Consider the following 10094-nt stretch of genomic DNA (forward strand, 5'->3'; position numbering starts at 1 on the left):
CTCTTTCGAGATATCTATATCAACAGAGTTTCCGATCTCTGATCTTTCGACCAAAGCATAACCACCTACCGTTATGGCTGTTCCTACAACTTATAATAACAGCTATTTTTAAATATTCAATAGTAGTTCATTCTTAATGAATGTTAGTCTTGGTTATTGAATTTTTAATTCAATGACAGTAGGTTAAAAGTAAATTATAATAAAAGAGTAATCAAAATAACTGTCTCATCGTCTTTCAAAATTATAAAAAATATATACAATTAATAACATTTTTACTGAATTTTAATAAATGAAAGGAATTAAAATGAATTTATTTAATAAAACGAAAAAAGAAAAGATGTTTATTATAAGTAATACTATTGGTATGATTAGTTCTATTATTGGGATTGTTTTTAGTAGTATTCTTATTGGATTAAATATTATTAATCATAATGATTTAAAAATAGAAATTTTTTTCTTTGTACTTTTGCAATTTTTCTAATTATCAATATTCTGGTTAAAAAGAAAAGATGATGGATACTCTAATGAGATTTGTAACGAGATATAATGTTATAAAAAAGTATAGAATGTGGTGTTAAAAAAATTTGATTTTTATTTTTTATAAATTTTTTAGTAGAAAAGTAGTACAAATGTATTAAGTTAGAAAAGAAAATGAAAAAAGTAGAAACAATGGATATTACAATTAAAGCTGATATAAAAGATGTTGCTGATTGGTTTTTATTAAAGAAAAATATGTCAAATAAAAAAATCCAAAAATTATGTTATTATGCTGAAGCTTGGAGTTTGGCATTATTAAATCAAGATATTGCTCAAAATAGTGATTTTGAAGCTTGGGTTCATGGTCCTGTAAGTAAAGTTTTATATAAGGTATATAGGGAATTTGGATGGAATAAATTAACCATTACTAATCCTGAAATTGTAAAAAAAAGATTAGATATACTTTTTACAAGAGAACAAATTGAAGTTTTGTAATCTGTCTGGGATACTTATGGTGAATATGGTGCTGATTAATTAGAAGCATTAACACATTTGGAAGAACCATGGTTGGAACAAAGAATGGGATTAGAAAAATTTCAAAGCAGTACAAGAAAAATTTCTAAAGAAACAATGAAAAGATATTATAAATCTATTGCAATTCAATAATGAATAACAGTAAATAATTAATTACAATAATAAAAAATTTATTATTAATATTATGTAAAATAATTTATTTGGATATTATCTTGGATTTATTTAATAATGATGATATTACAGTGATTGAAAGTTAAACATTTTGATAATAATTGAATAAGACGAATAATTATTGTATAATCTAAGAAAATATAAATAAATAAGGGAGATATAAAATGATTGATATTGCGATATTAAGAGAAAATCCAACCTTAGTAAAAGAAAATATGAAGAAAAAATTCCAGGATGATAAGATTGGATTAGTAGATGAAGCATATAAATTAGATAAGGATTATCGTGAAGTTATTACTAAAGCTAGTGAATTAAGAAGCATTCGCAATAAATTATCTAAAGAAATTGGTAAATTTATGCGCGAAGGTAATAAAGAAGCGGCTGAAAATAATAAACAAAAAGTCAATGAAATGGCTGATGAGTTAAAAAAATTAGAAGTTTTAGAAGAACAATATGGTAGTGAGTTAAAAGCTATCATGATGAAAATTCCTAATTTTATTGATGATAGTGTACCACTTGGAAAAGACGATAGTGAAAACGTAGAAATTACTAAATATGGGGATCCTGTTGTTCCTGATTTTGAAGTTCCTTATCATACTGAAATTATGGAAAAGTTTGATGGTATTGATATGGATGCTGCGGGACGTGTTGCTGGTCAAGGATTCTATTATTTAATGGGGGATATTGCAAGATTGCATTCAGCTGTTTTAGCTTATGCTCGTGATTTTATGATTGATCGTGGTTTTACTTATGTTATTCCACCATATATGATTAGAAGTAACGTAGTTACCGGAGTAATGAGTTTTGAAGAAATGGATAGTATGATGTATAAAATTGAAGGGGAAGATTTATATTTAATTGGTACATCAGAACATTCAATGATCGGTAAATTCATTGATACTATTTTAGATGAAGAAAAATTACCATATACTTATACTTCATATTCACCATGCTTTAGAAAAGAAAAAGGGGCTCATGGAATTGAAGAACGTGGAGTATATCGAATTCATCAATTTGAAAAACAAGAAATGATCGTTGTTTGTAAACCAGAAGAAAGTAAAATGTGGTTTGATAAATTATGGAATAATACTGTTGATTTATTTAGATCATTAGATATTCCAGTTAGAACTTTAGAATGTTGTTCTGGTGATTTAGCTGATTTGAAATCTAAAAGTATTGATGTTGAAGCTTGGTCACCAAGACAAAAGAAATATTTTGAAGTTGGATCATGTTCAAATTTAACTGATGCTCAAGCAAGAAGATTAAATATTCGAGTTAAAGGTCAAGATGGTAAATATTTTGCGCATACATTAAAGAATCCCGGTGTTGCACCACCAAGAATGTTAATTGCCTTTTTAGAAAACAATTTAAATGAAGATGGCAGTGTTAATATCCCTAAGGCATTACAACCTTATATGGGAGGAAAGGAAAAGATAACTACTAAATAGTTATCTTTTTAAGTCGATGAAAAGATTATATGTTAGTGATTTAGATGGAACATTATTAAATAGTAACGTCCAAATAAGTGATTTTACTATTAAAACGATTAATCAATTAGTTGATCAAGGAATGATTTTTACGTATGCTACTGCTCGTTCTTTAGTTTCGGCAACGCCAGTAACTAAAGGATTGACAAAAAATTTGCCACTAATTGTTTATAATGGTACTTTTATTGTTAATGGTAAAACCGGAGCTATTTTATATAAAAATACTTTTAGTGATCGACAAGTAAATATTGTTAAAGAAGTAGTTGAACAATTCCATCTTTATCCTATGGTTTATGCCTTAGTTAATGATAAAGAAAGAGTGACTATTATTGATCAAGATTTACATGATGGAGTTAAACATTATTTAAGTAAACGTGAAGATGATTATCGAATGAATTTAACAAAAGATCTTGATAGTTTGTATCAAGGCGATGTTTTCTATTTTACGCTAATCAATGATCAAGAGGTATTAGAACCAGTTTATCAGGCATTAAAAGATTACCCTGATTTTAATATAACTTTCCAACAAGAAATTTATCGTAAAGAATATTGGTTAGAAATAATGCCTAAAAGTGCATCTAAAGCTAATGCGATTTTAAAATTAAAAGAATTACTTAGCTGTGATGAAGTTATTTCTTTTGGAGATGCTTATAATGATCTTCCAATGTTTAAAATTTCTAATCAATGCTATGCTATGGCCAATGCAGTTGAACCATTAAAAAAAGAAGCTACTGCAGTCATTTCAAGTAATGATGAAGATGGTGTAGCTCATTGGTTATTAGAAAATTATCAAGATGCTTAAAGCATCTTTTTATATTAAGGCAATAAAGTTGTTAATAATGGGATTTTGATTTTTAGGATCATAAATCAAATAAATTCCTTCTTCAACAATAGGTTTTAAAGGAATAGCTTTGATATACTCATTATAACAATTATCTTTTACAAAAGCATGAAGGATAGCACAGCCTTGATTGCAAGCAATTTTCAATAGATTTCCTTCAAATTCAGGTGCTTTATCACTCATCTTACGAACATCAAATAAAATATTATCTAGTTCATTTTGATGTAGATATTGTTTATTTGCCAGGGGATTGTTTTTACTTATTAGTACAACTAATGGATATTTACTGATCAATAGTTTTTGATAGTTTTGATATTTATCTAAAGCTACTCCTAAAGCAATATCTATTTTTGAATGTTCTAATTGCTGGTATAATTCAATACTTGAAAAACTATCAACTCTAATAGTTACATGTGGATATTTTTTTTGAAAATTATTAAAGATATTTACTAATAAATTAGGATCTAAATTTTTTAAAAAACCAATTCTAAAAACACCTTGATTACCATTTAAATAAGCCTCAAAATTATTTTGACTGCGATTAACTTGAAATAAAATATCTTTAGCCTCTTTCAAGAAAAACTTACCAGCTGGAGTTAATGAAATTTGTTTACTATCACGATTAAATAATAAACTATTTAATTCTTTTTCTAATAATTGAATTTGTTTCGTTAAAGCCGTTTGACTAACATATAATTTTTTAGCTGCTTTAGTATAATTTAAAGTTTCACTAATTGTAATAAAATATTCTAACTGTCGTAAATTCATCAAATCACCACCAATAACTTTTTTTCATTATACTATACCTTTTTGATATTTGAAAGTTATTAATAAATATAATATGATAACTTACGAAAGGCAGGGGTAAGATGAATAAAGTTACAGTACAAAGATGGATCATTTATATTATCGCAATTAATCTTCTTGCAATGGGAATTATTTTAAACACTCGAACCAATTTAGGAGTTGCTTGTTTTTCTAGTTTATACTATGCAATCTCTCAAGTATTTAATATTTCACTAGGAACGTCATCAATCATTTTATATTTTATTTTAATCGGGGTACAGTTAATTCTAACTCGAAAAATAACAATACCACTAATTTTAGAAATTCCTTTTTCATTAGTTTTTGGTTATTTAACGGATTTCTATGATGCAATTATTACGATTAAACCACAAAATACACTTCAGGCATATTTATTATTAGCACTAGCTTTGATCGTTATTTCTTATGGTGTTTATTTTTCTGTTCGTAGTAATTTAGTAGTAACACCAGTAGAAGCAACTGTTAATACGATTGCTGAAGTATTTAAGTTAAACTTTTCGTTAGTTAAAAACTGTTTTGATATTAGTATGTTAGGATTTACGTGTGTTTTCTGTTTTGTCATGAATTCACCATTATATGGTATTGGGCCAGGAACGGTTATCTCAGCTTTATTATTAGGAAGAATTATTTCAATTCATCAAAGAATATTTGATAAAAAAATGCAAATATTTCAAGTATGCCAAGATAATTAATTTCTTGGTATTTTTTTAGTAAAAAATCTATTGATTAAAATATAAGGTGGAAATGAATGGAATAATAGTAAGTGTTACTTTTAACAATTAGCCATTTTTTGATTGATCTAAACATTTGAGATGTTAAAGGATAAATTACTGTTAATGGGTAAATGTATCTAAGCTGATGATGGAATTAATAAAGTTGTATTGTACTAAACAAGAAGAAAAATGTCTCTAATGATTTAGGAAATAACAGTTAATTATATTTATAAACTTCATTAATGATGTATTAGCCAAGAAAGAAAAGAGAAAAAATTTTGATGAATTTGATTGAATTAAGGAAATAAATCTTTTTTAAACAAAAACAGCATAGAAAACAAGATTATTTGTATAAACACTATATTTAATGAATTTTAGAAGAAAAAAATCAACGATTTTACAACAAATGAAAGAGCCTTATGTAGCGACTTATACAAAGAAATACAAAGATATGAGGAAATGGCACTTGAAATAGAGTGTTTTTTCTATACTATGAAACAGTATAGAATATTTCATTTCTGCCTGATTATCAAAAACTTATCTGCTAGTGATTTGTCAAGAGCCTGTTGCGTAAGCAATGCTTCAGCACTCTTTACAAGACATAGGCTGATAAGCAGCTTTACAAAAGCAAAAAAGAAATGACAATACATAAAGGTCATGATAAAATATGCGTAAAGATGAATTTTGAGAGGTAGCGGAAACGAAATTGAAAAATCCTGTGCTGGTGGTAACGGACATAGATAAATCAGTGGAGTTTTATAAAAATATGATAGACGAGGTGATGGCAAATGGCATCTTACACCATACATTTAGCGGCAGCAAAGATTTATCTTGACAGATATGCCGAAGAAAATACGGAGGATTTTTTAAAAGGTGTTATTGCGCCTGATCTGTATAAAAAACCAGAATCCCATTATGGCGAAGCAACCAGTGCACCGGGATTGAAAAAGTTTCAGCATTGTGCTGGTTTGGCTACTTCTTTTAGCAGAGGATATTATTTTCATTTGAAAACAGATTTGCTGTTTTATAACGAATTTCTAGAAAAGCATAGCTTTTCAAATGAAATATATCATGATTATGATTGCTTAAATCAGGCTATCATTGGCAGGTATCATTTGAATATTTTACCGGAGATTAAACCACTTATTGGTTTTTCAAAACAGACTCCACAGATACTGCGTGAGGATGAGCTTTTCCACTTTATTGATTTTGTGGGAAATATGGCGCTGAAGGAATTACCCCAGCCGGGAGAAATTGCATATCAGATTGGATGTCTACAATATGAGAAATATATAAAAATTGACTATGAAAAAAAAGAAGACATATTGGAGCGGGCAGGATATTATTTTGAAAGAGCAGCTCACTTGGAACATCTGGAGGCGATGATGCTGCTTGCAAAACTGTATGTGCATCATGGCTACTGCTGGGAAGAGACTGATTTGGATTGCGGTGCACCCAATCCCTTTGTATGGTATACAGATAAAGCAAAGCTTCAGGCAGAGTTGTGGCTGAAAAAAGCTGTTGAAATGGGATCAGTGAAAGCAATGTATATGCTGGGAAAATTATATATGGGTCCTTTCTGGTGTAACGACGAACGTTATGAATATGAGTTTCCTGATAAACCAGAATATTGGAACGAAGAAACTGGAAGAACGTGGATAGAAAGGGCAAAAGAAATCGCTGATTCCACAAATTGAACCTTTCTGTCTGGTTTAATACATGAATAATAAATTACATATAGTAGGGTGGAAAAGAAAGTAGAAATTGGAAATAAAAGAGATTGGTGGTTATAACAACTCTTTGTTTCTTTTAGTTAGTGGTTATCCTATGTAAGAAAGCAACTATAAATATGTATTCAAAGGGATTGTGAAAAAATATAACAAGAACCATGAGAAACCGTTGCCGAATAATATACTGCATATATTAAAACATACATTTTGTACAAAACTGGCATAGATGAACATGAACCCCAAAAATTTACAGTATATTATGGGGCATTCAAGCCATTGAGTTTATACGCTCATGCGTCAAAGGACGGAGCGAATAAAGAAATGAGAAGCCTGATTGCATAATTTACAACGCTTTATACAACTTTTGAGACGTGGGTTAAGTCCAATTAAGTGACGTTTCTGTGAAAGAGAAAATACCGAAATTCCTTAAAAAATAAGGATATATTGGCATTTTAAGGACTTATGAAAAGATAATAAAAAAGTTACTATGTTTTTAGTAGAAAAATAAACCTCGCTAATTTAAATAACGAGGTTTATTTTTAATCATATTTTAAGCACTTTTCTTTTTATTAAGATATACAAATCCCATTGCCATTAACAATGTCATTGCAGTATAGCCATAAATTGGAGCATTGTCACCAGTTTTAACGGCAGTTTTACTTTGATCAGTTGTAGCTGTTGTATTTTCAGGTTCAGTTACTTGTGGTTTAGATTCATCGACAGTGTCTTTAACACTTACAACTTCACTGATAAAATTAAAGACTGTTTCTCCACATTCATCACAGCTTGTATCGTTGTTATAGAAATAAATCCATGACCAGTGACCTTGATCATATTGATAAGGTGTACCATCATCGTTTGTATATAATCCTGACATATCATAAACATGATCAGTTGTTGATACATGTAAATTAGATGCACCCATTTCTTTTAAACGATTGATAGTTGGAATTTCATGATCTTCTGGTACAACAGTTGTATCATCATTAGACCAGATAAAATACATTGGCAAATCTTTAATTCCGGCTAATTGTTCATCAGTAATTAATTTATCAGGCATAGCTTCACAAATTGGAACAATTGCATCATATTCATCAGGATAAGCCATACCCATTAATAATGTCATATAACCACCATTAGAACATCCAGCAATAACAACTTTAGTTGCTCCTACTTGTTCTTTATAATAATTAATAAATTCATGTAATGATTTTTGATAGTATGATGTACCATCAGCAGCAATTGCAGCACCATTAAAATTACCTTGTTTTCCATCATTATCCATCCAGTAAGTAGGACATTGAGGAACTAAAATATGGGCACCACCAATAGTATTTTGGAATTCATCACCAGCTAAAGCAGTTGCTTTGTTGGCTAATAAAGTAACATAAGGATCAGTTGTTCTATCACTAATACTATCAGCATCAGCACCACCTTCTCCTAAACCATGTAACCAGACTACTAAAGTATCGCTATCAGTTGTAGGACTATAAGCAGCATAATCATAGTTAACTCCATCATTTGCTTTGTAACTATCTACTTCAAAGTTATCAGCAGCAGTTGTTTTATTAGTATAATTTTGATTAATTACAAATTCTCCAACTGGTAAACCTTCAGATGTTGCTTCTTTATCATTTAAAGTAATATCAAAATAATAATTTTCAGCATAGGTGTTGTATTGAGTTGTTAAAGACCAAACAATAGGTGAGCTAACACTTGGAGAAATACCAAGATTTAAAATAACTTGATTACCATTTATTTCAACACTTTCGACAACTCTAGTTTCTTCTTTAGGAATAATACCTGTCTTATTCACATAATCAAAAGTTTCTGAATGTTCAACAACATTAAATGTATCAGTTGTAACATTATCAAGTGGACTAGATAATGTTAAAGTGATTTTATTAGTTGCACATCCCCAATCATAACCTTCAACATAAATTTCGTATGTACCATTAATGTTTACGTTTTCTTCAGCGTTAACACTTGCTATTGTAGTAAAAACCATCATAGCACAAACGAAAAAACTTAAAACTCGTTTTAAATTTCTTTTCATTTTTTCTCTCCTTTCAACTGTATTTATTATATAGTTTCAAGCGCTTACAAAATGGTAAAAAACGTAGTTTATTGAGGTTGTTTTCGTATATTTTTACGATATTTAGCTGGAGTTTGATTATAATTCTTTTTAAAATCATTAATAAATGACTTTAAATTAGGATAGCCGTTCATATAAGCAATATCAATTAATGAATACTCAGTATGAATTAAATCTTTATGTGCTTTTTCAAGTCTTACAAAATTAATATATTCTTTAACTGTCATATTTAAATGAGTCTTAAAATATTGGGAAAGATATCCAGGTGACATATCAAAATGATCAGCGATACTTGTAACAGTCAATTTATCTAAGTAATGTTGTTCAATGTATTTGGTCATTTGCATGATTCTTTTGTCATGGACAGAATTAATTTCATAGGGCATGTCTTGTTTTTTAATAATTGCGCTAGTACACATTAGATAAAGGATATCTAATAAACAGCTATGAATTTTTATATTTACGTATTTATCTTGATTATTATAAGCATTGATAATTTGAAAAATATTATTTAAGATTTTTTTTTGACAATTAACATCAGGCTGTAAAAAATAATAATTATCGATTTTAGGAAAATATGAATGGATATAATCATAATTTATTTGCAAGGCATAGCCTTTGTATATTTCAGTATCTTTGCTATGATGCATTCCATGTAACTCTTGTGAATTGATTATATAAATACTACCTGAATGAATAATAATTTCTTTGGTATTTAGATAAAGGACTAGATCACCTAATATCGGTACTAAAATTTCAATACTGTTATGCCAATGTTTAAGGGTTTTAGTGTCATGATTTTCAAAATAAAGATCAACTAATTTTATTGGTAAATTATAATCTAATTCAATTTTTTCATATTCAAACATATATTATTTCCCTCCAAATACTTTAATGATATTATACTGTATTTTTCATTTATTTTAAAATATAAAGTAATAATCTAATGTTTTTATAATTAAGTATCTTAAATTTTGGTATCTTAGCTAAATTATATGCACCTTACTTAAATATCATAGTTTATTAAATTAAAATGTGATATTGTTAGGTTAAAGGAGGATACTATGAAAATAACCATAGATTGTAATCAAGACAATGATTTAGAAATAATTATCAAATGTAAGCAGGTAGATGATCAAGTAAAAAAAATCATTGATTATTTTGAAGATAAAATTAGTATTGTTGGAAAAATAAATGAACGAGTTTATCAAATTGATGTTA

The 10094-nt window shown here is 28.3% G+C and carries 8 protein-coding genes; 5 read left to right on the forward strand and 3 right to left on the reverse strand.

What is annotated here, in order from left to right; translation table 11 throughout:
* Positions 1–651 precede the first annotated feature (651 nt).
* The 3 genes from J7M77_RS09100 (at position 652) to J7M77_RS09110 (ending at position 3471) form a co-directional block, all read left to right on the forward strand.
* Entirely contained in the window at positions 652–972 is a 321-nt protein-coding gene (locus tag J7M77_RS09100) for a Panacea domain-containing protein (protein WP_296877706.1), read from the forward strand.
* Between the two features lie 374 nt (positions 973–1346).
* The gene (gene serS, locus J7M77_RS09105) at positions 1347–2630 is read left to right on the forward strand and encodes a serine--tRNA ligase (RefSeq protein WP_296877708.1); all 1284 of its coding nucleotides are present in this window, start codon (positions 1347–1349) and stop codon (positions 2628–2630) included.
* A 16-nt stretch (positions 2631–2646) separates the two neighbouring features.
* Complete coding sequence (locus J7M77_RS09110; protein WP_296877711.1) at positions 2647–3471, forward strand: HAD family hydrolase; 825 nt, start codon at positions 2647–2649, stop codon at positions 3469–3471.
* Between the two features lie 9 nt (positions 3472–3480).
* On the opposite strand, the gene J7M77_RS09115 is transcribed toward J7M77_RS09110, so the two are convergent.
* The gene (locus tag J7M77_RS09115) at positions 3481–4278 is read right to left on the reverse strand and encodes a LysR family transcriptional regulator (RefSeq protein ID WP_296877713.1); all 798 of its coding nucleotides are present in this window, start codon (positions 4276–4278) and stop codon (positions 3481–3483) included.
* A gap of 101 nt (positions 4279–4379) precedes the next feature.
* On the opposite strand from J7M77_RS09115, the gene J7M77_RS09120 reads away from it, so the two are divergent.
* Together J7M77_RS09120 and J7M77_RS09125 are read left to right on the forward strand one after the other, a co-directional pair.
* The gene (locus J7M77_RS09120; RefSeq protein ID WP_296877715.1) at positions 4380–5027 is read left to right on the forward strand and encodes a DUF6198 family protein; all 648 of its coding nucleotides are present in this window, start codon (positions 4380–4382) and stop codon (positions 5025–5027) included.
* A gap of 809 nt (positions 5028–5836) precedes the next feature.
* Entirely contained in the window at positions 5837–6745 is a 909-nt protein-coding gene (locus J7M77_RS09125; RefSeq protein WP_296877717.1) for a hypothetical protein, read from the forward strand.
* A 583-nt stretch (positions 6746–7328) separates the two neighbouring features.
* Here the strand turns inward: J7M77_RS09125 and J7M77_RS09130 are convergent.
* Both J7M77_RS09130 and J7M77_RS09135 read right to left on the reverse strand, forming a co-directional pair.
* Positions 7329–8834, reverse strand: a complete 1506-nt coding sequence (locus J7M77_RS09130) for a hypothetical protein (protein WP_296877719.1) — start codon at positions 8832–8834, stop codon at positions 7329–7331.
* Positions 8835–8902: 68 nt separating this feature from the next.
* On the reverse strand, positions 8903–9742 hold the full coding sequence (locus J7M77_RS09135) for a response regulator transcription factor (RefSeq protein WP_296877721.1): 840 nt from the start codon (positions 9740–9742) through the stop codon (positions 8903–8905).
* Between the last annotated feature and the right edge of the window lie 352 nt (positions 9743–10094).

Origin of the sequence: Thomasclavelia sp. (assembly GCF_017889095.1) — a bacterium.
Lineage (GTDB): Bacteria > Bacillota_I > Bacilli_A > Erysipelotrichales > Coprobacillaceae > Thomasclavelia.